The sequence below is a fragment of the Crenobacter luteus genome (assembly GCF_004345725.1).
Lineage (GTDB): Bacteria > Pseudomonadota > Gammaproteobacteria > Burkholderiales > Chromobacteriaceae > Crenobacter > Crenobacter luteus.
This window is the reverse complement of sequence record NZ_SLXG01000012.1, coordinates 1-19,873: the sequence shown is the minus strand read 5'-3', so window position 1 is coordinate 19,873 and position 19,873 is coordinate 1. Positions and strand designations below refer to the sequence as shown.

The following is a 19,873-nucleotide window of genomic DNA, read 5'->3' as shown; positions in this document are numbered from 1 at the left end:
GCCGGTCGAGATCCTCTAACACTGGCGCGGATTTTAGCCGATTTCACCGGGCGCTGGTAGGGCGGATGCCCAAGCCGCCGCCCGGCACCGCGGGACGATCCGCCCTACGGCGCGTCCAGGTGCGCGGCCAGCCGCGCGGCGTCGAGGTGGTAGTGGCAGATCTCGACGTCGCCGTCCATCAGCACCGGCACCAGCTCGTCGAAACGCTCGACCAGCGCCGCGTCGGCGTCGACATCGACGACGGCCAGCTCGAAGCCGTAGCGTTCGCGCCACGGCGCCAGCTCGGCCAACATCTGGTGGCACAGGCTGCAATACTCGCGGAAATAAAGCGTCAGCCTCATGCGCCCTCCCCGACCTTCAGCGGCACGAACAGCACCGCGCCGCGCCGCACGAGCTGCACCGCCAGCACGCTGCCCTTGCGCGCACCGGCCACCGCGTCGCGCAACTGCGCGAACGAACGCAGCGGCTCGCCGCCGAGGCCGACGATCACGTCGCCCGGCACGATGCCGGCACGCGCCGCGGCGCCGCCGGCGCGCTCGACTAGGAGGCCGTAGGGCACATTCAGCTGACGGCGCTGCGCCGCGCTCAACTCGCGCACCGCGAGCCCGACCGGCGCCATCTGCTGCTGCCCGTCGGCGGCCGCCGACGGCGGCCGGAACTCGCGCCCGGCGCTCGCTGGATCGGGGTCGCGCAGCTCGTCGGCGACGACGTTGACGCGCCGCTCGGCGCGCTCGCGCCAGACGTCGAGCGCGATCGCCTTGCCGGGCCGGATGCCGCTGATCAGACGCTGCAGATCGGGCGAGGAGTCGACGTTCTGACCGTCGATGCGCAACACGATGTCGCCGATGCGCAGACCGGCGCGGTCGGCCGGGCCGCCCTTCTCGACATTCGTGATCAGGGCGCCGGTCGCGCGCGGCAGGCCGAACGAGGTGGCCAGGTCCCTGCCGACCTCCTGCACCACGACGCCGATGCGGCCGCGGCTGACACGGCCGCTAAGCTTGAGCTGTTCGGCGACGTCCATCGCGACGTCGACCGGGATCGCGAACGAGATGCCCATGAAGCCGCCGGACTTGCTGAAGATCTGCGAATTGATGCCGACCACCTCGCCGTTCAGGTTGAACAGCGGGCCGCCCGAGTTGCCCGGGTTGACCGCGACGTCGGTCTGGATGAACGGCACGTAGTTCTCGTCCGGCAGCTGGCGGCCCTTGGCCGACACGATGCCGGCCGACACCGAGTTGTCGAAGCCGAACGGCGAGCCGATCGCCACCACCCATTCGCCGACCTTGAGGTTGGCCGAGCTGCCCAGCCGCGCGACCGGCAGATTGCCCGCGTCGATCTTCAGCAGCGCGACGTCGGTGCGCGCGTCCGAACCGACGAGACGGGCACGGAATTCGCGCTTGTCGGTCAGCGTGACGGTGATCTCGTCGGCGCGCGCGACCACGTGCGCGTTGGTCAGCACGTAGCCGTCGCGCGACACGATGAAGCCCGAGCCGAGCGAGCGCGCCTGGAACTCGCGCGGACGCGGCGGCGCGAAGCGGCGGAAGAACTCGAAGAAGGGGTCGCCCTCGAAACCCTCCAGGCCATCCGGGACGGCCTGGCGCACGGTCTGGGTGGTGCTGATGTTGACCACCGCGCGGCCCTCGTTCTGGACCAGCTGCGTGAAATCGGGCAGTTCGCGCGCGGCGGCGTCGGGCACCTGGCCCGCGAGCAGCGCGCTGGCCAGCAGGGTGGAGAGGATCAGCTTCTTGAACGGCATGGCGTCTCCTGCAAAGCGGTTGAACGGTCGGTTTTCGCGACGATGGCGGGCGTGAAGCGGGCGGCGTCGGCCCGGCGCGAAAAGCGCCGCACCCAGACGAGCGCCGCGGCAAAGCCGAGAATGGCGGCGGCGACCGACGCGAACTGCCCGGCCGGCGCGGCGAGCGCGGCGCCGGCGATCAGGCCGGCCAGCGGCGCGAGGTAGACGACGAGCGCCCCGTGCAGCAGCCCCGCCTCGGGGACGGCCACGGTGACCCAGTCGCCCGGCTCGGCGCCGACGGGATTGGCGACGCGGAAGTGCCCCGCGCCGTTGCGGAACAGCCGCGCGATCGCGAGCGTGCGGCAGCCGGTTTCCGGGTCGCACTGGCCGCACGGCGCGTGCGGGCGCGGCTCGACCCAGGCGTGCGGCCCGTCAACCCGGATAACGCGGGCCTGCGTCTCGATCACGGGCGCTTGATCCGGATCGTTTTGAGCAGGTTGGCCAGGCCCTGCTCTGGCATGTCGCCGACCACGGTCAGCACCTGGTCGCCGTCGACGCGCGACACCATGCCGACCGCGCCGTGCAGCGTGACCGGACGCTCGGGACGCGCGTCGCCGGATACCGGCTCGACGAACAGCGACACCACGGCCAGGCCGTCGGACAGCACCATGTGGCGCACGTTCTTGCTACTGCCGGGCAAGGAGCGCTTGACGGTGCGCACCAGCTTGAAGCCCTGCGGCAGGCCGCTGACGGTCGCGACCTCGGCTTCCGACGGCGCGGCGAGCGGGTTGGCGCCGGCCTTGCGCAACTGGTAGCTGTAACGGGTGTTGCGCGGCGTCAGCAGGCTCTTGTCCTGCGGCGCGCCGACTTCGAGATCGGTGAAGGCGTGCTGCTCGACCACCTCGCCGCGCGGACCGAGCACCATCGCCTTGAGCGGCAGCGCGGTCCCCGCGTCGACGCAGAGCCGCAGGCTGTAGCGGTTGGCGTCCTTGGGGCTCAGCTGCAGCCAGCCGCAATCGCGCTGGGCGACGCGGTCGTCGTCGAGACGGCGCAACGAGTAGGACAGCTTCAAGTCGCCGAGCCCTTCGGGCAGGAAGCCGGGAAACAGCCGCATCGAGCTGATCTTGGCGGCCGCCAGCGACTTCTTGTCCGGCGCGTAGCAGGTCAGCGCGTTGCCCTTGCGCACGATCTCGCGCGCCGGGCCGTCGAGCGACTCGTGCCGCTCGACCACGCCGCTCTCGCCGGCGTCCCGGTACAGCTGGAAGGATTCGAGCACCCCCTGCGACTGGTGCAGATAGGTGCCTGAGAGCGGCAGTTGGTAACTGGCACGGGCGGCGCGCCGCAGGAGCTGCCAGTCCGCCTCTGCCGCCTGGGCGGTGGCCGCCAGCCCCAATGCCAGGGAAGCCGCGACGATGCCGAAGCGCATCAGTGACGCACCTCGCTCTGCAGCGACGTCTTGAGCACGGCCGGCTCGGCCGCGAACTCCTGGTGCGCCATCAGGTAGGGATCGTCGGCCTCGTTGAGCAGCGGACGCGCAGCCGGCGCCGGCACCGCCTGGGCCAGCACCACCGGCTCGCCCTGGCTGTCGCGACCGAGCTGTTGCCAGGCGACCACGGCGGCGAAGCTGACGCTGGCGGCCAGCGCCCAGGTCGCGATCTTGCCGGAGCTGAACGCGCGCCGGGGGCGCGGCGCGAGCACGGTCGGCTCGGCCTCGAGCTTGCGGCTGACCGACGGCGCCACGTCGACGCTAAGCAAGGCATTGTTGCGCAGGGCGTCGCCGATCAGGTGGTACTCGTCCCACTTCGCCTTCAGCTCGGGGTCCCGTCCCAGGGCGTTGAGGGTGCGTGCCGCTTCCTGTTCGTCGATTTCGCCATCCATCAGTGCGGATACCGATTCTTTCATACCTACCACCTTTTGTTCTTGGCCGTGTCCAGCAAGGGCCGCAGTTCCGTGGCGATCGCCTCCCGCGCGCGAAAGATGCGCGAGCGGACGGTGCCGATCGGACAATTCATCACCCGGGCGATTTCCTCGTAGCTCAGCCCGTCCATCTCGCGCAGCGAGATGGCGGTGCGCAATTCCTCGGGCAGCTGCGCGACGGCGGCGTTCACCGTCTCGACGATCTGCCGATTCATCAGCTCGGTCTCGGGCGTGTTCAGGTCGGGGACCTGGCTCGCCATGTCGAAACTCTCGCCGTCCTCGTCCACCACTTCGCTGTTTAGCACGTGGCGACGACCATTTGCGCTGAGAAAGTTTTTGGCCGTGTTGATGCCAATACGGTAAAGCCAGGTGTAGAAAGCGCTCTCGCCCCTGAACGAAGGCAGGGCACGGTAGGCTTTCACGAAGGCTTCCTGCGTCACGTCCTCCACATCCGCCGAATCGCGGATGAAACGCGACAGCAGGCGGCCTAGCCGCCTCTGGTATTTGGCAACAAGCAGGTCGAATGCTCGCTTCTCACCTCGCTGGGCTCGCTCCACCAACTGTTGATCGATGTCCCGATCACTCATGTCGTTGTATTGCTCCCTGATTTGCCCGCCCTTGGTGTGTTCTGAATTGCTGTTGGCGAACACGGACTAGACCTGACGGCCGGGAAGGAGTTCCCAGTCGGAATTTTGGCCAGTGCGAACCATAGCAGAGGCCGGGTTCGCGACTCAATCGTCGCCTGTCGCCAGCACGCGCCCGGCACGCCGCTCGCGTTTCGGCGCGGGCGGGTCCATAACGGGGCAAGACCAGGCATGACAGACGACGGTAAACGCGTGTCAAGGTGGGGGGCTTTGCGCCCTTTCCAAGGGCTGTGCCAACAAATTGACAAGGGAAGACCCCAATATTCATGCCATTTACAAAAAACCAAGCGCTTGCTAGATTTTCGAGCAAGCGCTTGGTTATAGACATTAGCGGACCTGAACACCGCTCCTGAGGAGACCACCATGCCCAGCCCCGGCACCCTGTTCCGCCAGGCCGTCGCCGCCGCGCCGCCGCTGCAGATCGCCGGCGCGATCAACGCCTATAGCGCAAGGTTGGCCGAGCACGCCGGCTTTGCGGCGCTCTACCTGTCCGGCGGTGGCGTCGCCGCCGCCAGCTGCGGCCTGCCCGACCTCGGCATCACCCAGCCCGAGGATGTGCTGATCGACATCCGCCGCATCACCGACGCGACCGGCTTGCCGCTGCTGGTCGACATCGACACCGGCTGGGGCGGCGCCTTCAACATCGCGCGCACCGTGCGCGCGGTCGAGAAGGCCGGCGCGGCGGCGATCCACATCGAGGACCAGGTGCAGGCCAAGCGCTGCGGACACCGGCCGAACAAGGCGATCGTGTCGCCGGCGGAGATGGTCGACCGCATCAAGGCGGCGGTCGACGCGCGCCGCGACGACGGCTTCGTGGTGATGGCGCGCACCGACGCGCTGGCGGTCGAAGGGCTGGACGCGGCGATCGAGCGCGCCGTCGCCTGCGTCGAGGCCGGCGCCGACATGGTGTTCCCCGAGGCGGTGAGCGAGCTTTCGACCTACCGCCGCTTCGCCGACGCGGCGAAGGTGCCGATCCTCGCCAACCTCACCGAATTCGGCGCGACGCCGCTGTTCACCGTGCAGGAGCTGGCCTCGGCCAAGGTGTCGATGGCGCTCTACCCGCTGTCGGCGTTCCGCGCGATGAGCCGCGCGGCGCTCGCCGTCTACGAGGCGATCCGCCGCGACGGCACGCAGGCGGCCGTGCTCGACACCATGCAGACGCGCGCCGAGCTCTACGCGCACCTGGGCTACCACGCGTACGAAGAAAAGCTCGACGCGCTGTTCGCCGCCGGTACGGCGGCCGGCAAGGATTGACGCGGCAAGCCCGGCCCGGCCGCCGCCGCGACGACACGGCAACACTCGAGACGGGAAACGATGGGAGAACAGACATGAACGACGCGACGAATCCGATCAAGGCGAAGAAATCGGTCGCCCTCTCCGGCGTGGTCGCCGGCAACACCGCGATCTGCACCGTCGGCCGCGCCGGCAACGACCTGCACTACCGCGGCTACGACATCCTCGACATCGCCGGCGTGTGCGAATTCGAGGAGATCGCCTACCTTCTGGTGCACGGCCACCTGCCGACGCGCGCCGAACTGGCCGGCTACAAGGCGCGCCTCGCCGGTCTGCGCGGCCTGCCGGCGCAGGTGAAGGCGGTGCTCGAGGCGCTGCCGGCGTCGGCGCACCCGATGGACGTGCTGCGCACCGCCGTCTCGGCACTCGGCTGCGTGCTGCCCGAGAAGGACGAGCACCCGGCGGCCGGCGCGCGCGAGATCGCCGACCGGCTGCTGGCCGGCCTCGGCCCGATGCTGCTGTACTGGTACCACTACAGCCACGCCGGCAAGCGCATCGATACCGAGACCGACGACGACAGCATCGGCGGCCACTTCCTGCACCTGCTGCACGGCAAGCCGCCGTCGGCCGACTGGGTGCGCGCGATGCACACCTCGCTGAACCTGTACGCCGAGCACGAATTCAACGCGTCGACCTTCGCCGCGCGCGTGATCGCCGGCACCGGCGCCGACCTGTATAGCTGCGTCGCCGGCGCGATCGGCGCGCTGCGCGGTCCCAAGCACGGCGGCGCCAACGAGGTCGCGTTCGAGATCCAGCAACGCTACGAGACGCCCGACGAGGCGGAGGCCGACATCCGGCGCCGCGTCGCCAACCATGAGGTGATCATCGGCTTCGGCCACCCGGTCTACACCCTCGCCGACCCGCGCAACAAGATCATCAAGGCGGTCGCCGAGCAGCTGTCGCGCGCGGCCGGCGACCTGAAGATGTACGCGATCGCCGAACGCATCGAGGCGGTGATGCACGAAACGAAGGCGATGTTCGCCAACCTCGACTGGTTCAGCGCGGTCAGCTACCACACGATGGGCGTGCCGACCGTGCTGTTCACGCCGCTGTTCGTGCTGGCGCGCACCGCCGGCTGGAGCGCGCACGTGATCGAGCAGCGCCAGGACGGCAAGATCATCCGCCCGTCGGCCAACTACACCGGCCCCGAAGACCGCGCCTTCGTGCCGCTCGGCCAACGTTGACGCGCGCGCCGCGCCGCCGGCCCTGCGGCGACGCGGCGCTTACCGAATCCCCCACGCAGAGGAAAATCCGCCGATGTCCGTCCACCTCTCCAACGCCCGCCCCGCACCCGACGCCGTGCTCACCGCCATCGCCGACTACGTCGCCGACTACACGATCACCTCGGACGAGGCGTGGCACACCGCGCGCCTGTGCCTGATGGACACGCTGGGCTGCGGCCTCGAAGCGCTGTCCTACCCCGCGTGCACCAAACTCCTGGGCCCGATCGTGCCGGGCACCGTGGTACCGAACGGCGCGCGCGTGCCGGGCACGCAGTTCCAGCTCGACCCTGTTCAAGCGGCGTTCAACATCGGCACGATGATCCGCTGGCTCGACTTCAACGACACCTGGCTGGCCGCCGAGTGGGGCCACCCGTCGGACAACCTCGGCGGCATCCTCGCCAGCGCCGACTGGCTCAGCCGCGAGCGCGTCGCCCGCGGCGAGGCGCCGCTGACGATGCGCGACGTGCTCGAGGCGATGATCAAGGCGCACGAGATCCAGGGCGTGCTGGCGCTAGAGAACAGCTTCAACCGGGTCGGCCTCGACCACGTGGTACTGGTCAAGGTCGCGTCCGCCGCCGTATGCGCGAAGCTGATGGGTGGCACGAAGGACGAGATCGTCAACGCGGTCAGCCAGGCCTTCGTCGACGGCCAGGCGCTGCGCACCTACCGCCACGCGCCGAACACCGGCAGCCGCAAGAGCTGGGCGGCCGGCGACGCGACCAGCCGCGCGGTGCGGCTGGCGCTGTTCTCGCTCAAGGGCGAGATGGGCATCCCCGGCGTGCTGACCGCGCCGCGCTGGGGCTTCTACGACGTGCTGTTCCGCGGCCAGCCGTTCCAGTTCCAGCGCGACTTTGGCAGCTACGTGATGGAGAGGGTGCTGTTCAAGATCGCCTTCCCGGCCGAATTCCACGCCCAGACCGCGGTCGAGTGCGCGATGACGCTGCACAACACCTTGGCCGAGCGCGGCAAGAGCGCCGCCGACATCGCCAGGGTCACCGTCCGCACCCACGAGGCGTGCCTGCGCATCATCGACAAGCAGGGACCGCTGGCCAACCCGGCCGACCGCGACCACTGCATCCAGTACATGGTCGCCGTGCCGCTGATCTTCGGCCGGCTGACCGCCGCCGACTACGAGGACGACGTCGCCGCCGACCCGCGCATCGACGCGCTGCGCGCCCGGATCGTCTGCGTCGAGGACGCCGCGTTCACGCGCGACTACCACGACCCGGACAAGCGCAGCATCGCCAACGCGCTGACGGTCGAACTGAACGACGGCACCGTGCTGCCCGAGGTGGCGTGCCACTACCCGATCGGCCACCAACGCCGCCGCCGCGACGGCATCCCGCTCTTGGAGGCCAAGTTCCGGACCCACCTCGCGCACCGCTTCCCGGCCAAGCAGCAGGCGGCGATCTTCGCGCTGTGCGACGACGCGGCGACGCTGCTGGCGACGCCGGTGAACGTTTTCACCGACCTGTGGGTGATCTGACGGCGTGAAAAGGGCTCGGCCAACCCTGTCGTCAGGGTTGGCCGAGCCCGTAGCGCGACAAGGCCCGACGGCTCAGGCGGCCAACTGGCCGAGCACGCGCTGCGTCAGGAGCGCGTCCATCGTGTAGAAGCCGGGCGGCAGGCCGTCGAGCAGACCCAGCGCGAACAGCGCGCCGGTGCCAAACGCCTCGCGGCTGATCGAATCGTGCACCAGCCGCACCGTCTGGAACGGGAAGCCGAACACCACTTGGTGGTGACCGACCACGCCGCCGAGGCGCAGCGACGAGATCGCGTCCTCGGGCAGGTCGAGCGCGTCGGCCAGCCGGCGCGCGGTGCCGGACACCTCGCTCTTGTCGCGGAAATGCTCCTCGACGATGGCCACGTCGACCTGCGGCGCCAGCTTCCTGAGCGCCCGGGCGGCGAACAACAGGAAGTTGATGCCGACGGTGATGTTCGGGCTGCACATCACGCGCGTGCGCCCGGCCAGCTCGCGCGCCAGCGCCAGCTGCGCCCCGTCGTGCGCCGAGTTGGCCGACACGATGGCCACGCCGCGCGCGGCAGCCGCACGGCCGTAAACGAGGATCGAATCGGGCGCGGAAAAGTCGACGATGGCGTCGACCGGCTCGGCGTCGAGCAAGGCGGCGATGGCGCACTCGTCCGGCGCGACGCGCAAGGGCGCCGGGGCGTCCTCGTCCTGCCGCGCGCTGCGGCACAAGATCCAGCGCAACTGCACCCCGGCATCGCGCGCCAACACCGCGGCGACGGCCTTGCCCGCCTTTCCGTATCCGATCAGACCGATTCTCTGCACTGCGTCCCTCCCGTAACTTGCCGTTACAATTTGCCGAAGCGCCCACCTTAGAGCCGCTAACAAAACCTACTTTCCCCGCGAGCCGGTGCATGCCGGATCAAGACCTTACGGTTGCTCGATTGAGGTTTTGTTAGCGGCTCTTAACCGCGGCCGCGCCGTGGCGGCAAGCCCGACGCGGCGACGCGACGCCGACCCGCGCTTTGCCCGATAATGCGCGCATCCCCACCGCCCGGACCCGAACACGATGAGCCACGCCCCGCTTTCCGACGCCGACTACCAACGCCTCGCCGCCACGCTGGCGCGCTTTCGCGACCAGGGCGCGATGAGCCTCGAGACGCTCGACGGCTTCTTCACCGCGCTCGTGTGCGGCCCCGAGCCGCTCCGCCCGACCGAGGCGCTGCCGCTGATCCTCGGCGAGGCCTTCGACGACGACGACGCCTTCCATACCGAAAAGCAGCTCGAGCAGTTCGTGTCGCTGCTGATGGGCCACTGGCTCGACATCGCCCACACCCTGGCCGCCGGCCAGCCCTTCCAGCCGTGGCTCGACGAGGACGACAGCGGCGCGGTACACGGCAACGCCTGGGCCGAGGGCTTCTGCACCGGGATGGAGCTGCTGAACGACGACTGGGCGGCGCTGTTCGACGACGAGGCCGAAGCGCAGGCGCTGGTGCCGATCATGGCGCTGGCCTTCGAGCACCATCCCGACCCCGAGATGCGCCCCTACCTCGACGCGGCCGACCCGGCGCAGCGCGAGGCGTGGCTGGCCGGCCTGTCGCCGTCGGTCGGCGCGATCCACCGCTTTTTCGCCACGCAGCGCGAGCGCATCGCCGCCGAGCTCGCCGAGGCCGAAGCCGAGGACACGCCGTCGGCCAGCTCCCGGCCCGCGCGCGCGCCGGGCAAAAAACCGCGCCGTCGGTGACGCCACGCCGAGTCTGCCTATACTGCAAGGGCAGCACGTCGCCCACCCCGAACAGGCAGGAGGCTCACCATGACAGGCAAGGCCCAGCAAGCGAGCGCCACCCCGGACCCGCTTCTCGACACCGGCGAGTACACGGCAGAGCAGGTGCACCAGTTCCGCGTCGGACAGCACCTCGAGGACGACGACCCGCCGCCGGCACCCGAAGAAGGGGGACCGGATACCGGCGAATACCAGTCCGACCAGGTCCGGCAGGTCAAGCACCACGACTGACCCCCGAACCGCCGCCGCGACACGACACCGCCCCGCGACAGACCGTCCGGGGCGGTTTCCTTTTCCGGGCGGCCATGCATGCCGTGCCTGATCATTCAGCATAAAAAGCACTCACGACACAAAAAATACAACATATTGTTTTTAATGGAGATATTCCGTACAATTCCGGGTTTTTTCCACAACCGACCCCGGAACCATGCCGAGTTACGAATCCAGCCTGACGCTGACGCGCGTCTACCTGCCGGTACGCGCCAAGTTCGCCCTCGCGCTCGCCGGCGCCTCGGCGTGGATGGCGTTCTCGACCTGGATCGCCGCGCGCTGGATCGCCGAGCTGTCGGCGCTTGTCGGCCCCCCGATCGCGCTCTTCGTTATCGGCGGCATCGCCATCGTGCCCGGCTTCATGAACGCCTTCCTCGTGCTGAGCCTGCTGCTCGACCGCCGTCCGCCGCGCCGGCCGCTGGCCGCCTACCCGCCGCTGACCATCCTGATCGCCGCCTACAACGAGGCCGGCTCGATCGGCGACACGCTGACCAGCATAGAGCGGCAGCGCTACCCGGGCGCGCTGCAGGTCATCGTGATCGACGACGGCTCGCGCGACGGCACCGCCCAGCTGGTGCGCGCGGCGCAGGCGCGCTATCCGTGGCTGTCGCTGCTCGCGCTCGAGAAAAACGGCGGCAAGGCGCGCGCGCTGAACGCCGGGCTGGAGCGGGCCGAGCATGAACTGGTGCTGACGATAGACGCCGACTCCTACCTCTACCGCGACGCGCTGGTCGCCATCGTCGAGCGCTACCGGCACGACCCGCCGCACACGCGCGCGGTGGCCGGCAAGATCCTGGTGCGCAACTCGCGCCAGAACTGGCTGACCCGCGCGCAGGAATGGGACTACTTCCACGGCATCGCCGCGATCAAGCGCATGCAGTCGCTCTACCAGGGCACGCTGGTCGCGCAGGGCGCGTTCTCGCTGTACGACCGCGCCGCGCTCGTCGCGGTCGGCGGCTGGCCCGAGTGCGTCGGCGAGGACATCGTGCTGACCTGGGCGCTGCTCAAGGCCGGCTGGCGCGTCGGCCACTGCGAGGACGCCTGCCTGTTCACCAACGCGCCGACCAGCGTCAAGCAGTTCGTCCGCCAGCGCCAGCGCTGGGCGCGCGGCATGATGGAGGCCTTCATCCAGCACCCGACCATCCTGCTGACGCCGCGCCTGTCGACCTTCTTCATCTACTGGAACCTGCTGTTCCCGTGGCTGGACCTGGCGTTCACCTTCGCCTTCCTGCCCGGCGTCGTGCTCGCGCTGTGCGGCCATTACTGGATCGCCGGACCGATGACGCTGGTGCTGCTGCCGGTCGCGCTGGCGATGAGTCTGCTGATGTTCTCGATCGAGCGGCGCATGTTCGACCAGGTCGGCCTCAAGGTCAGGCGCAACGTGCGCGGTTTCCTGCTCTACGTGTTCGGCTACAGCTTCCTGTTGCAACCGGCCAGCGTGCTGGGCTATCTCGACGAAGTGCTCAAGACCCGCAAAACCTGGGGAACGAAATGAACAAGACCGCCGCCGCGCTCTGGCTCGCCGCGCTCGCCTCCACCGCCCACGCCGACAGCGGCGCCCACGAACGCGCCGCCGGCGCCGAGTTCCTCGTCAGCCGCGACAGCGACGGCTTCGCCACGCACCGCGCCTCGCTCGAGGCCTTCCCGCGCTTCGACGACGCCGGCCACTACGCCGGCGTGCGGATCGGCGAGGTAGGCTACCGGCAGCACGAGTGGCGCCGCCGCGGCCAGCGGGCCGGCTTCGTCGGCCGCGGCCGCGACCCGGTCGACGACAGCGGCTGGACGCTCGAGGCCGGCGTCGCGCGCCAGGGCGGCCACACGCTGGCGACGCTGGACGGCGGCTGGCGCGTGCAGCCGGCCAGGCAAACCGGTATCGAGCTGTTCGCCAGCCGCGACTGGGTCGAGACGCGCGCCGCGCTCGACGACGGCGTCCACTACACCTTCGCCGGCGTGGCGCTCGACCAGGGCCTGGGCGCTCATGTGACGGCCGTCGGCGTGCTCGGCCAACAGTATTTTTCGGACGGCAACCGGCGCGACCACGGCCGCGCGCGGCTGATCTACCAGCCCTCGCTCGATCTGGGGCTGACCGTGCAGGCGCGCTGGCGCGGCTACCGCAGCCGCAGCGACGACGTCGGCCGCCGCTACTTCAATCCGCACGACTACCAGGAGGCGATGCTGGCGCTCGGCTGGCGCCAGCGCGTCGCCGGCTGGACCGGCACGCTGACCGCCGGCCTCGGCCGCGAGCGGATCGACGACGCGCGCGCGCAGGCCACCCGACTCGTCGAGGCCGGACTGCAAAGCCCGCCGCGCGGCCCGACGGTGTTGCGGCTGAACGCCGGCTACCAGCGCAACGCCTCGTTCTACGGCCCCGACTACAGCTACCGCTACGTACAGGGCGAGGCCGTGTTGCGCTTCTGAGCCTTGTGCAGCGCCGCATCGATTCGCTAGGCTGGCGCTTTCGACCGACGGGCGCGACGCGATGACCCCACCCTCCTCCTTCCTGACCGGCCAGAGCCACTTTCGCGAGCTGGCCGGCATCCCGGTCGCCGGCGGCCGCCTCGCCGCCGGCCGCCTGTACCGCTCGGGCGACCTCGTCGAGCTGACCGACGCCGACCTCGCGCGCCTCGACGCGCTCGGCGTCGCCCGGGTGATCGACCTGCGCTCCGGCCTCGAACAGCGCTCACGCCCGGACCGGCTGCCATCCGGCGCCCGTCTCACCGCGATCGCCTTCCTCGAGGGCTCGCTGACCTCGCGCGACATGATCGCGCACTTCCAGAACGCGACGCGCACCGAGATGAAGGCGATGATGCTCGCCGTCTACCGCTCGCTGGTGCGCGACTACCTCGGCCAGTGGCGGCGCTTCTTCGCCGCGCTGGCCGCCTCGGAAGGCGTCACCGTGTTCCACTGCACCGCCGGCAAGGACCGCACCGGCATCGGCGCCGCGCTGCTGCTGACGGCGCTGGGTGCGGCGCCCGAGGCGGTGCTCGCCGACTACCTCGCCTCCGGCGAGCACCTGGCGACGCTCAGAGCGATGATGGCGGACAAGCTCGCGCCGCACGGCGTCGACCTCACGGCGATCGCGCCGGTGCTCGACGTCGACGCCGACTACCTCGCCGCCGCCTTCGCCGAGATCGACGCCGGCTGGGGCGGCGTCGACGTCTACCTCGACGACGTGCTCGGCGTCGACCGCGCCCGCCTGGCCGAACGCTTCGTCGTCTGACGCGCGAGGGGCAAAAAACGTTTACAAAGTAAACAGGCCCGGGGCAAAGCATGGCGCTAGTATCCGGCCATCCGTCATGCCGGACGCCCGCGACCGGCCCTCATCGCATAAGGAAAACGCCATGAAACTCGCCAAACCGCTGCTCACCGCCGCGCTCGTCGTCGCGCTGCCGTTCACCGCCTTCACCCAGTCCGTGCAGGCGGCGATGATCGGCGTCGAGCAGATGCAGGCCGCCAGCCGCAGCGCCGACGGCGACGCCGCGCGCGCCCAGGTGCTCGAGGCGCTGTCGCGCGCCGACGTGGTCGCCGAGCTCGAGCGCCAGGGCGTGTCGCCCGAGGCCGCGCGCGAACGCGTCGCCGCGCTGTCGGACGCCGACGCCAAGCGCCTGGCCGAACAGGTCGACAAGGCGCCGGCCGGCGGCATCATCGGCGCCATCCTGCTGGTGTTCTTCGTGCTGCTGTTGACCGACATCCTCGGCCTGACCAAGGTCTTCCCGTTCACCCGCTCGATCCGCTGATGCGCCGCGCCGTCTGCGCCGTGCTGCTGGCCGCCGCGCTCGCCGGCTGCGCGGCGCCGGGCCTCAGGACGCTCGACGGCCTCTCCGGCGTACCGCCGCGCGTCGAGCTCGCCGCCACGCCGTTCTATCCGCAGCAGGACTACCAGTGCGGCCCGGCGGCGCTGGCGACGGTGCTGAACGCCGCCGGCGCCGCGACCACGCCCGAGGCGCTGGTCGACGCGGTCTACCTGCCGGCGCGCCGGGGCAGCCTGCAGCTCGAGATGCTGGCCGCCGTGCCGCGTCACGGCCTGGTCGCGACGCGCATCCCGCCGCGGCTGGACGCGCTGCTGGCCGAGCTGGCGGCCGGCCACCCGGTGCTGGTGATGCAGAACATGGGGCTGTCGTGGGCGCCGTCGTGGCATTACGCGGTCGCGGTCGGCTACGAGCTGGCGCGGCGCGAGCTGATCCTGCGCTCGGGCACCGAGTCGCGCATGGCGATGAGCTTCAACACCTTCGAGCACACCTGGGCGCGCAGCGGCCACTGGGCCTTCGTCGCACTGCCGCCGGGCACGCTGCCGGCGAGCGCCGGCGCGGCCGAGCTCGCCGACGGCCTGATCGCCTACGCCCGTCTGGCGCGGCCGGCCGACGCCGCGCGCGGCTTCGCCGCCGCCGCGGCGCGCCACCCCGACGACGCGACGCTGGCGGTCGGCCTCGCCGGCAGTCAGCACGCCGCCGGAGACCACGCCGCCGCCGAGGCGACGCTGCGCGCGACGCTCGCGCGGCCGGCGCTGCCGGCGGCCGGACGCGACGCGCTCGCCAACAACCTCGCCAACCTGCTCGCCGGGCGCGGCCGCCACGACGAGGCCGAGGCGCTGGTCGCGCCGATCGCCGCCGCCGACGGCCCGTGGCGCGACGCCGCGCGCGCGACGCTGGCCGCGATCCGCGCCGCGCGCGCGCCCAAAGCGCCGCCCGCCGCCACGCGCTGAACGCTCGGCCAACGTTGGCCGAAGCTGCGGCATGATGTCGCAGCGCCTTGAAGCGCCCGCCCCGGCGCTGGCACGATGCGGCTTTTCCGCATCGCCCCGTCCACCATGACCCCGACCCCGCAATCCGACGGCGGCCGCTTCTACCGGCTGGCCTGGCGCTGGCACTTCTACGCCGGCCTGTTCGTCGCTCCGCTGCTGCTGATGCTGTCGCTGACCGGCATCGTCTACCTGTTCAAACCACAGCTCGACGCGGCGATGTACCGCGACCTGATGTTCGTCGCGCCGGCGGCGCGCACGGTGTCGGCCGAGACGCAGCTCGCCGCCGTGCGCGCCGCCTACCCGGACGCGCGCGTCGTCAAGTTCGCGCCGCCGCCGGCCGCCGACCGCGCCAGCGAGGTCAGGCTAGACAGCGCCCGGGCCGGCAAGCTGACCGTCTTCGTCGACCCGTACCGCAACCGCGTGCTCGGCGCGCGCGACGACGAACGCAATCTGCAGACGATCGCGCTCAAGCTGCACGGCGAGCTGCTGCTCGGCCGGGCCGGCGACTTCGTGATCGAAATGGCCACCTCGTGGGGGCTGCTGCTGATCGCGTCCGGCGTCTACCTGTGGTGGCCGCGCGGCCAGCGCCACGGCGTGTTCCGGCCGCGCCTGACGGCGAAAAAGCGCGTGTTCTGGCGCGAGCTGCACGCGGTCGGCGGTTTCTGGTCGCTGGGGCTGATCGGCTTCCTGATGCTGTCCGGCATGCCGTGGACCGGCTTCTGGGGCGCGCAGTTCGCCGGCGTGTGGAACACCTACCCGGCGCCACTGTTCCGCGAGATACCCAAGTCCGGGCTGCCGGCCGCCGCGCTCAACAGCACGAGCGACAAGACCGTGCCGTGGGCGGTCGAGACCACGCCGCTGCCGGCGTCGTCCGACCACCACGGCCACGCCGACCACGACGCCGGCCGGACCAGGCCGGCGCTATCGCTCGACGCGGTCGTCGCGATCGCGCGCGCGCGCGGACTGCCGGCCGGCTACAGCGTCGCGCTGCCGCGCGGCGCGACGGGCGTCTACACCGTGTCGGCCAACACCGACGACCCGCGCGAGCAAGTCACGCTGCACATCGACCAGTACAGCGGCCGCGTGCTGTCGGACATCCGCTGGGCCGACTACGGCGCGGTCGCGCGCACGGTGGAGGTCGGCATCGCGCTGCACGAGGGCAAGCTGTTCGGCCTGGCCAACCAGCTGGTGATGCTATTCGCCTGCCTCGCCGCGATCCTGCTGACCGTGTCGGGCGTCGTGATGTGGTGGAAACGCCGCCCCGCGGGCCGGCTCGGCGCGCCGACCACGCCGGACGGCCAGCCGATCTGGCGCACCGGCGTCGCCTTCCTCGCCGTGGCCAGCCTGCTCTTCCCGGCGGTCGGCGTCTCGACGCTGGCCGTGCTGGCCTTCGACCGGCTGCTGCTCGCGCGCCTTCCACCGCTCGCCCGCGCGCTGCGCTGAACGCGGCTCGGCCAACCTTCGAGGTTGGCCGAGCCGTTTTGTTTACGGCCTCAGCGCGGCGGCGCGCCGAAGATGCGCGCGATGGTCGCCTCGCGCGACGCGCGCCAGGCGTTCAGCAGGCTCTCGCCGATCGGCATGTCGCCCCGCACGAACATCGGCGACGTCTTCCAGCCCGGTCTCGCCCCCTCGTCGACGACCTCGAAGCGGTAGCGCACGCCGCCGTACTCGCGCGACTTGCCGGCCGAGTCGGTGTAGGCCTCGCGGTAGGACGTTCCGAGCAGCCGCAGGTGGCCGAGGTAGACGCGCGGCGCGTCCGCCGGCACGCGGAAGGCGACGCGCGGCCACGCGATATAGGTGTCGTCGCTGAAGGTGCCGAAGCCGATGCGGCTGATCACGTAGTGGCCCGGCGGCAGCTCCCAGACGAAGGCGCCGTCGGCGTCGGCGACCGCCGGCGACGCGTGCGTGTCGCCCGTCTCGAGCCGCGTCGCGCTGACGAAGGGCGCCGGCCACGCCGGCCGGAACGCGCCGTACGGCGCCTTGACCCGGCCGTCGATCACGTAGTTGATGCGACCGGCGACGAGCACGTGGCCGGGCTGGCGCGCGGCGGCGGCGTTCGCGTCGCCGCGCGCGACGCGGTGCAGGCCGCAGCCGGAAACCAGCATGGCGACCGCGAGCAGCGCGGTCGCGCGCGCAAGGGGCGGACAGAAGGTCGGCATCGGCGTCGGCTCCATCAGGTGGCGTGCATGGATCGCTTGTGCCCCAGGCGCGCGGACGCATCACGCCGCGCGGTGAGGCCGCCGTTCACCGCGCTAGCCGCCGATCAGGCGCAGCACGATGTAAGGCACCAGATTGAACAGCAGCACGCCGATCTTGAACAGCAGCATGCCGCCGAAGTTGAGCCGCGCGCTGTCGCGCAGCGACAGGCCGAAGCCGCGCTCCCACAACTGGTAGAGCCAGCCGCGCGTCAGCAGGAAGACCACGAACCACAACACCAGCACCCCGTAGTTGATCACGGAACACCAGAAGAAAAACTCGCGCCACGTTTCCAGGGTCATGGTCGCCTCCTCGCCGGCCGCGGGCGTCGCGCCCGTTTTCCCATCTTAGGCCACGCCGGACCGCGGCCCCGGCCGAGCGGGCGCCGAAGCGTCGCCACCGCGGCGTTTTCGACGCCGTTCGGGGGCGTCCAACGCCGAAATGCCGTCGCACGCGCCGCGCCGCCGTGGAACCTTCACGGCCGTCGCCACACGCTGGCCAGCCAGGGCTGCTCGGCGCGCGGCCGGCCCGGCGGCCGGTAGAAGTGCCCGATCTCGACGAAGCCCGCCGCACTCATGTAGCGACGCCAGCCGGCCTGGTCGTGGAACACGCCGTAGCGCTCGTCGTACCAGCCTTCCTCGTTGTGGCCGCGCGGGTTGGAGCAAAACAGCGCGCCGCCCGGCCTGAGCGTGGCGAACAGTTCGGACAGCACGCGCGGCAAGGCCGTGCGCGGCACATGGAACAGCGAGGCGTTGGCGAACACGCCGTCGAAGCGTCCGGGCGGCAAGTCGAGCGCGAGGAAGTCCTGCCGCCAGACTTCGCAGCCGCTGTGCTCGCGCGCCATCGCGACGAAGTGCGCCGCGCCGTCGAGCCCGATCGCGGCATGGCCGAGCTCGGCGAAGGTCTTCAGGTCGCGCCCCGGTCCGCAGCCGAAGTCGAGGATGGCCAGCGGCGGCGGCGCGTCGAGCGCCGCCAGCAGCGCGGCGACGTTCTGGCTCACGTCGTGGTCGCGCGTGCCGGCCCAGAAGGCGTCGGCGTTCGCGTCGTAGTGGCGCAGCGTCTGCGCGGCGATGTCGGCCAGTGTCGGCGACGGCGTTTTCATCGCGGGCTTCCTCGTCGATCGGGGCTCGGCCAACCCTCGCCCCTCCCTGCCACGATAGCGCCGCGCCGGCGCACGGGCAAAAAAATCCCCCGGCCGGGGCCAGGGGGGTGCCTGTGCCGGGACAAGCAGGGCCGGCGTCAGCGCGCGGGGGCGGAGCCGCGCACGCGCACGACCACGCGACGGTCCGGCGCGAGACAGGCGATCAGCTCGGCGCGCTTTTTCACGCCGTCGCACTGGCTGCCGGTGACCGGATCCGCCTCGCCGGCGCCCTCGACGCTGACGAGGTCGGCCGGCACGCCCTGCGCGACCAGGAAGTCGGCCGCCGTCTGCGCGCGGCGGCGCGACAGGTCGAGGTTGTAGGCTTCGGCCCCGATGCGGTCGGTGTGGCCGATGATGGTGAGCTTGGCGTCCTTCGGCGTCTCGGCGCGGATCTGCTGCAACAGCGTCGTCAGCGCCTGGCGGCCGGCCGGCTTGAGCGTCGCCTGGTTGAAGTCGAACAGCACGTCGGCGCTGAGGGTGAAGTCGCGCGCCTGCGGTGCGGGAGCCGGCATCGGCACGGGCCGCGCGACCGGCATCGGCGCCGGCGCGCCGCCGAACTTGTACAGCAGGCCCAGCGACAGCAGACCGTTGTCGACGCGCGCGCCGACGTCCTCCTGCTTGCCGATCCGGCCGGTCCACTGGTATTCGAGGCGGGTCGCCCAGTTGCGGTCGAAGGCGTACTCGACGCCGAGCGCCGCCAGCGGCGAGGCACGGTTGGCGTGGTCGCCGTTGCCGCTCAGGCGACTGGCCATCACGCCGAGGCGTCCGTAGACGTCGACGCTGTCGCTCACCGGCGCGCTCAGCTTGGCCGCGAGCTGTACGCCCTGCGCCTTCAGGCTTGCGCTGCTGTTCGGGTCGTAATCGAACTCGAGCTTGTCCAGGTAGTCGTACCCGCCCTCGATTGCCAGCCAGTGCTTGAGCTGGTAGCCGAGGAACACGCCGCCGCCGACACCGGATTTGTCCTCGTTGCGCGGGTTGGCCACGCTACCGTCGTACTTGATGCCGTGAAACTCGGACCAGCCCAGCTTGCCGCCGACGTACCAGGGCTCGTCGGTCGGCGCGGCCGAGGCGGTTGCGGCGCAGGCAAGGCCGGCCAGCGCCAGCACGGCGGGAATCTTTTTCAGCAACATGCACACACTCCTTGTTCGGGACTCTGCGGGACAGGCTTGCATCATCAAACCACCGATTTTCGGCATCGCCGGACCGGTATCGCGGATTCGGCACCACCTCACGAAAATCCAGGCCGACACCCGGAGCATAGGAAAACGCCGACGCCGGTTTCAATATTTTTCATGCCAAACGTGTGAAATATCATCGCCATGACCCCGTGGCCAGGCCGGCACGCACCCGCCGCGCGGCAAAATAAAAGGTTCTTCACGGAATAATGGGAACGTGAGGTAAAAGCCGGATGTGAGAACGGCGGTGCAAGGTAAGCTGTTTGTGCGACCAAACCCGCTACCCG

23 protein-coding genes are annotated in these 19,873 nt (G+C 70.6%); 11 read left to right on the top strand and 12 right to left on the bottom strand.

The genetic code is table 11. The features are described 5' to 3' along the window. Window positions 1-104: 104 nt before the first annotated feature. The 6 genes from EV683_RS08515 to rpoE are packed head-to-tail and all read right to left on the bottom strand — an operon-like array spanning window position 105 to window position 4,239. Complete coding sequence (locus EV683_RS08515) at window positions 105-341, bottom strand: glutaredoxin family protein (RefSeq protein ID WP_066614603.1); 237 nt, start codon at window positions 339-341, stop codon at window positions 105-107. Continuing rightward, on the bottom strand, window positions 338-1,756 hold the full coding sequence (locus EV683_RS08510; RefSeq protein ID WP_131862501.1) for a DegQ family serine endoprotease: 1,419 nt from the start codon (window positions 1,754-1,756) through the stop codon (window positions 338-340). The genes EV683_RS08515 and EV683_RS08510 overlap by 4 nt, the downstream gene beginning before the upstream one ends. Beyond that, the gene (locus tag EV683_RS08505; RefSeq protein WP_131862500.1) at window positions 1,738-2,202 is read right to left on the bottom strand and encodes a SoxR reducing system RseC family protein; all 465 of its coding nucleotides are present in this window, start codon (window positions 2,200-2,202) and stop codon (window positions 1,738-1,740) included. The genes EV683_RS08510 and EV683_RS08505 overlap by 19 nt, the downstream gene beginning before the upstream one ends. Continuing rightward, complete coding sequence (locus tag EV683_RS08500) at window positions 2,199-3,161, bottom strand: MucB/RseB C-terminal domain-containing protein (RefSeq protein ID WP_131862499.1); 963 nt, start codon at window positions 3,159-3,161, stop codon at window positions 2,199-2,201. Before EV683_RS08500 ends, EV683_RS08505 begins: the two co-directional genes overlap by 4 nt. After that, window positions 3,161-3,637 (bottom strand): sigma-E factor negative regulatory protein, encoded by a 477-nt coding sequence (locus EV683_RS08495; RefSeq protein WP_066614610.1) that lies wholly within the window; start codon window positions 3,635-3,637, stop codon window positions 3,161-3,163. Before EV683_RS08495 ends, EV683_RS08500 begins: the two co-directional genes overlap by 1 nt. Window positions 3,638-3,639: 2 nt before the next feature. Continuing rightward, window positions 3,640-4,239 carry an RNA polymerase sigma factor RpoE gene (rpoE, locus tag EV683_RS08490; protein ID WP_066614808.1) on the bottom strand — a complete coding sequence of 200 codons (600 nt, stop codon included), beginning with the start codon at window positions 4,237-4,239 and terminating at the stop codon, window positions 3,640-3,642. Between the two features lie 420 nt (window positions 4,240-4,659). Between rpoE and prpB the strand changes: the two genes are divergently transcribed. The 3 genes from prpB to EV683_RS08475 all read left to right on the top strand — a co-directional run bounded on the left by prpB (window position 4,660) and on the right by EV683_RS08475 (window position 8,298). Then, window positions 4,660-5,550, top strand: coding sequence for a methylisocitrate lyase (prpB, locus tag EV683_RS08485; RefSeq protein ID WP_131862498.1), 891 nt, complete (start codon window positions 4,660-4,662; stop codon window positions 5,548-5,550). 74 nt (window positions 5,551-5,624) lie between these two features. Then, window positions 5,625-6,773, top strand: a complete 1,149-nt coding sequence (gene prpC / locus EV683_RS08480) for a bifunctional 2-methylcitrate synthase/citrate synthase (RefSeq protein ID WP_066614614.1) — start codon at window positions 5,625-5,627, stop codon at window positions 6,771-6,773. A gap of 73 nt (window positions 6,774-6,846) precedes the next feature. Further along, window positions 6,847-8,298: a bifunctional 2-methylcitrate dehydratase/aconitate hydratase gene (locus EV683_RS08475; RefSeq protein ID WP_131862497.1), complete on the top strand. Its 1,452-nt coding sequence runs from the start codon at window positions 6,847-6,849 to the stop codon at window positions 8,296-8,298. Window positions 8,299-8,370: 72 nt separating this feature from the next. On the opposite strand, the gene EV683_RS08470 is transcribed toward EV683_RS08475, so the two are convergent. Next, a complete protein-coding gene (locus EV683_RS08470) occupies window positions 8,371-9,105 on the bottom strand; it encodes a 4-hydroxy-tetrahydrodipicolinate reductase (RefSeq protein WP_197457483.1) in 735 nt (244 codons plus the stop codon). Between the two features lie 244 nt (window positions 9,106-9,349). On the opposite strand from EV683_RS08470, the gene EV683_RS08465 reads away from it, so the two are divergent. The 8 genes from EV683_RS08465 (at window position 9,350) to EV683_RS08430 (ending at window position 16,517) form a co-directional block, all read left to right on the top strand. Continuing rightward, on the top strand, window positions 9,350-10,024 hold the full coding sequence (locus tag EV683_RS08465; RefSeq protein ID WP_131862496.1) for a YecA/YgfB family protein: 675 nt from the start codon (window positions 9,350-9,352) through the stop codon (window positions 10,022-10,024). A 69-nt stretch (window positions 10,025-10,093) separates the two neighbouring features. Continuing rightward, window positions 10,094-10,294, top strand: coding sequence for a hypothetical protein (locus tag EV683_RS08460; protein WP_131862495.1), 201 nt, complete (start codon window positions 10,094-10,096; stop codon window positions 10,292-10,294). Window positions 10,295-10,490: 196 nt separating this feature from the next. Further along, the gene (locus EV683_RS08455; protein WP_131862494.1) at window positions 10,491-11,828 is read left to right on the top strand and encodes a glycosyltransferase family 2 protein; all 1,338 of its coding nucleotides are present in this window, start codon (window positions 10,491-10,493) and stop codon (window positions 11,826-11,828) included. Then, the gene (locus EV683_RS08450; RefSeq protein WP_131862493.1) at window positions 11,825-12,751 is read left to right on the top strand and encodes a hypothetical protein; all 927 of its coding nucleotides are present in this window, start codon (window positions 11,825-11,827) and stop codon (window positions 12,749-12,751) included. The genes EV683_RS08455 and EV683_RS08450 overlap by 4 nt, the downstream gene beginning before the upstream one ends. Before the next feature lie 61 nt (window positions 12,752-12,812). Then, on the top strand, window positions 12,813-13,553 hold the full coding sequence (locus EV683_RS08445) for a tyrosine-protein phosphatase (protein ID WP_131862492.1): 741 nt from the start codon (window positions 12,813-12,815) through the stop codon (window positions 13,551-13,553). Window positions 13,554-13,674: 121 nt separating this feature from the next. After that, window positions 13,675-14,070: a PA2779 family protein gene (locus EV683_RS08440; protein WP_131862491.1), complete on the top strand. Its 396-nt coding sequence runs from the start codon at window positions 13,675-13,677 to the stop codon at window positions 14,068-14,070. Next, window positions 14,070-15,035: a PA2778 family cysteine peptidase gene (locus tag EV683_RS08435; RefSeq protein ID WP_131862490.1), complete on the top strand. Its 966-nt coding sequence runs from the start codon at window positions 14,070-14,072 to the stop codon at window positions 15,033-15,035. The genes EV683_RS08440 and EV683_RS08435 overlap by 1 nt, the downstream gene beginning before the upstream one ends. Window positions 15,036-15,140: 105 nt before the next feature. After that, window positions 15,141-16,517 (top strand): PepSY-associated TM helix domain-containing protein, encoded by a 1,377-nt coding sequence (locus tag EV683_RS08430; RefSeq protein ID WP_131862489.1) that lies wholly within the window; start codon window positions 15,141-15,143, stop codon window positions 16,515-16,517. A gap of 50 nt (window positions 16,518-16,567) precedes the next feature. Here EV683_RS08430 and EV683_RS08425 read toward each other — a convergent pair whose 3' ends face one another. The 5 genes from EV683_RS08425 to EV683_RS14435 all read right to left on the bottom strand — a co-directional run. Beyond that, complete coding sequence (locus tag EV683_RS08425; protein WP_165916806.1) at window positions 16,568-17,248, bottom strand: hypothetical protein; 681 nt, start codon at window positions 17,246-17,248, stop codon at window positions 16,568-16,570. A gap of 78 nt (window positions 17,249-17,326) precedes the next feature. Further along, window positions 17,327-17,572 (bottom strand): DUF6868 family protein, encoded by a 246-nt coding sequence (locus tag EV683_RS08420; RefSeq protein WP_066614631.1) that lies wholly within the window; start codon window positions 17,570-17,572, stop codon window positions 17,327-17,329. A 173-nt stretch (window positions 17,573-17,745) separates the two neighbouring features. Further along, complete coding sequence (locus tag EV683_RS08415; protein ID WP_131862487.1) at window positions 17,746-18,372, bottom strand: class I SAM-dependent methyltransferase; 627 nt, start codon at window positions 18,370-18,372, stop codon at window positions 17,746-17,748. A gap of 137 nt (window positions 18,373-18,509) precedes the next feature. Beyond that, window positions 18,510-19,541, bottom strand: coding sequence for a porin OmpA (gene ompA, locus EV683_RS08410; RefSeq protein WP_131862486.1), 1,032 nt, complete (start codon window positions 19,539-19,541; stop codon window positions 18,510-18,512). Window positions 19,542-19,691: 150 nt separating this feature from the next. Next, window positions 19,692-19,873, bottom strand: a 182-nt coding sequence (locus tag EV683_RS14435) for a hypothetical protein (protein WP_207910426.1), incomplete at its 5' end; no start/stop codon positions are given.

Coding starts and splice junctions, on each gene's coding strand:
- EV683_RS08455 (WP_131862494.1), top strand. CDS start 10,491: ATGCCGAGTTACGAATCCAGCCTGACGCTGACGCGCGTCTACCTGCCG.
- ompA (WP_131862486.1), bottom strand. CDS start 19,541: ATGTTGCTGAAAAAGATTCCCGCCGTGCTGGCGCTGGCCGGCCTTGCC.
- prpC (WP_066614614.1), top strand. CDS start 5,625: ATGAACGACGCGACGAATCCGATCAAGGCGAAGAAATCGGTCGCCCTC.
- EV683_RS08460 (WP_131862495.1), top strand. CDS start 10,094: ATGACAGGCAAGGCCCAGCAAGCGAGCGCCACCCCGGACCCGCTTCTC.
- EV683_RS08430 (WP_131862489.1), top strand. CDS start 15,141: ATGACCCCGACCCCGCAATCCGACGGCGGCCGCTTCTACCGGCTGGCC.
- EV683_RS08465 (WP_131862496.1), top strand. CDS start 9,350: ATGAGCCACGCCCCGCTTTCCGACGCCGACTACCAACGCCTCGCCGCC.
- EV683_RS08510 (WP_131862501.1), bottom strand. CDS start 1,756: ATGCCGTTCAAGAAGCTGATCCTCTCCACCCTGCTGGCCAGCGCGCTG.
- EV683_RS08445 (WP_131862492.1), top strand. CDS start 12,813: ATGACCCCACCCTCCTCCTTCCTGACCGGCCAGAGCCACTTTCGCGAG.
- EV683_RS08440 (WP_131862491.1), top strand. CDS start 13,675: ATGAAACTCGCCAAACCGCTGCTCACCGCCGCGCTCGTCGTCGCGCTG.
- EV683_RS08495 (WP_066614610.1), bottom strand. CDS start 3,637: ATGAAAGAATCGGTATCCGCACTGATGGATGGCGAAATCGACGAACAG.
- EV683_RS08435 (WP_131862490.1), top strand. CDS start 14,070: ATGCGCCGCGCCGTCTGCGCCGTGCTGCTGGCCGCCGCGCTCGCCGGC.
- EV683_RS08420 (WP_066614631.1), bottom strand. CDS start 17,572: ATGACCCTGGAAACGTGGCGCGAGTTTTTCTTCTGGTGTTCCGTGATC.
- EV683_RS08500 (WP_131862499.1), bottom strand. CDS start 3,161: ATGCGCTTCGGCATCGTCGCGGCTTCCCTGGCATTGGGGCTGGCGGCC.
- prpB (WP_131862498.1), top strand. CDS start 4,660: ATGCCCAGCCCCGGCACCCTGTTCCGCCAGGCCGTCGCCGCCGCGCCG.
- EV683_RS08415 (WP_131862487.1), bottom strand. CDS start 18,372: ATGAAAACGCCGTCGCCGACACTGGCCGACATCGCCGCGCAGACGCTG.
- rpoE (WP_066614808.1), bottom strand. CDS start 4,239: ATGAGTGATCGGGACATCGATCAACAGTTGGTGGAGCGAGCCCAGCGA.
- EV683_RS08515 (WP_066614603.1), bottom strand. CDS start 341: ATGAGGCTGACGCTTTATTTCCGCGAGTATTGCAGCCTGTGCCACCAG.
- EV683_RS08425 (WP_165916806.1), bottom strand. CDS start 17,248: ATGGAGCCGACGCCGATGCCGACCTTCTGTCCGCCCCTTGCGCGCGCG.
- EV683_RS08450 (WP_131862493.1), top strand. CDS start 11,825: ATGAACAAGACCGCCGCCGCGCTCTGGCTCGCCGCGCTCGCCTCCACC.
- EV683_RS08475 (WP_131862497.1), top strand. CDS start 6,847: ATGTCCGTCCACCTCTCCAACGCCCGCCCCGCACCCGACGCCGTGCTC.